2 protein-coding genes are annotated in these 1,177 nt (G+C 60.5%); both read right to left on the minus strand.

The window, feature by feature from the left end; genetic code table 11:
• On the minus strand, positions 1-816 hold an 816-nt coding region (locus tag EOA13_RS37170; RefSeq protein WP_206535377.1), incomplete at its 3' end, for an HNH endonuclease.
• Positions 817-908: 92 nt separating this feature from the next.
• Positions 909-1,177, minus strand: a 269-nt coding sequence (locus tag EOA13_RS37175) for an SMC-Scp complex subunit ScpB (protein ID WP_206535378.1), incomplete at its 5' end; no start/stop codon positions are given.

Below are 1,177 nucleotides of genomic sequence, written 5' to 3' on the forward strand. Positions count from 1 at the left end.
TGCTTGAACGGAGTCTAGGCGAGCTGGCACGGCGGATTCCGGGCAGGCGACACCATCGTGTGCTAAAGCCGCCTGAAGGGCGGCCAGGATGTCGGCCGTCTTGCGATACTGTTCCACGTCGATCCAGAAGACCGGACGTCCGATCTGCGATTGTCTGAGCGCCTGAACGAGCAGCTCCGTCTTTCCGATACCGCCAACACCAGTAATGACTGCCGAACGTCCTGAACGCAAAGCGTCGACCAATTCTAGCAGCTCCCGGTCACGGCCCGCAAAATTGCTTGCTGGACGAGGTAGGTGGGCAAGATCCTTCGTCGGCTGCATGCGCGCCATGAGATTGGCGCGGGTGCGATCGATGAGTCGGGCTTTGAGTGAAATCAGCTCTTCAGTGGACAGGCTGTGCTGAGCGTCGTGCTCGCGATGGCATTGAGAGCACAAGCGAATGAGGTTCGCATGGTGGTGCGATCGACTTTCAGCCCAAGGCCGGATGTGAGCGGTATCGACTCCGATCCCACTTCCACACCGCGCACATTGGTTAAGCGACTCCGCCCGAAGGTGATCAAGAACGGCCTTAGGGATGGGCGGCCGATCAGCGCCCCGCGGCCGCCATGCCCCGGCGAGAAGCGCATCAAATGTATCCAGTTCCTTGGTAGAAAAAAGCGTCGCTCCCGATCCCTCTACCGTCGACAGCGCCCTAAGCCTGCTTGCCTTGGCAAAGCCAGGCTTCGTGTACTGAAAGAGCAACTCCGACGTGATGCCTAGGCGATGAGCGGCAGCTAGCGGGCGTAATAGCGCCTCGGAACTATCCATGCCGATCATCGCTCCTCATGCGACCCGTTTGAACCAGCAGCACCTGGCTCTTCCGAGAAGTGATCTGTCTCGCCACCTGTATTGGCTTGGTGTCGTGGACGCTAGCTCGAAGTTGTCTTGAACCATTCGGCGTTCGTGATCTTGCCAGCGGCGTAGAGGTAGTTGGCCTTGAGGCGCGTCCGAGCCGCTTCTTCGGTCGCACCCGAGCCGGCGTCGACCCCGGCGCGAGTGATCGGTTGATGATAGGCGATGGACACCAGGACCAGGAGTTCGGTCCGGGTGAAGTCGATACGTCGGTTCGGCAGGGCCATCGAAGCGTTGATGGCGTCGGCATAGGCGGGACGGGTGCGCAATTGCCAGCCGCCCGCAA

It is taken from the genome of Mesorhizobium sp. M7A.F.Ca.US.011.01.1.1 (assembly GCF_003998295.1).
GTDB lineage: Bacteria > Pseudomonadota > Alphaproteobacteria > Rhizobiales > Rhizobiaceae > Mesorhizobium.